At 53.8% G+C, this 437-nt stretch carries 1 pseudogene; it reads left to right on the forward strand.

Annotation, left to right across the window (positions count from 1 at the left end):
- Positions 1 to 130 precede the first annotated feature (130 nt).
- Positions 131 to 437 (forward strand): annotated as a pseudogene (locus tag AB4Z23_RS28585) (VOC family protein); the annotation flags it as partial.

Below are 437 nucleotides of genomic sequence, written 5' to 3' on the forward strand. Positions count from 1 at the left end.
CTGCAGCTGCGATCGCTACACGGTAGTGCATCGCAGAAGCTCTGAATTTGGCAGCTTCTTCTCCGATGCCATTGGTTCGGCAAAGTTTGCGGTATGTTGGATTGTGATTCAGATCGAGCGAGGAGCCAAGATGACCGAAGATATCAGCCTCGAATTTTCTTTGTTTGTTGAACATGGGCGGGAGAGAGAGGCCGCCAACTTCTATGCCGCTGCCTTTGGTGCGCAGGAAGAGAACACCAGTGACATCTATGGCGTTTTGGCGGCTGTCGAAATGCGGTTCGGAAACCTGCCTGTTTGGGTCGCCGGCTCCAATCCAAATCGCGAAAAATCCCCTTCCTACGGCGGTCCGTTCTTTCCAAAAGAGCCGGGGGCGGTTAGCACGATGTTCCACCTCAATGTTGGCAACATCGAAGATGTGATGCAGCGTGCCCTTGCGG

Source organism: Agrobacterium sp. MCAB5, from assembly GCF_052114365.1.
GTDB lineage: Bacteria > Pseudomonadota > Alphaproteobacteria > Rhizobiales > Rhizobiaceae > Agrobacterium > Agrobacterium tumefaciens.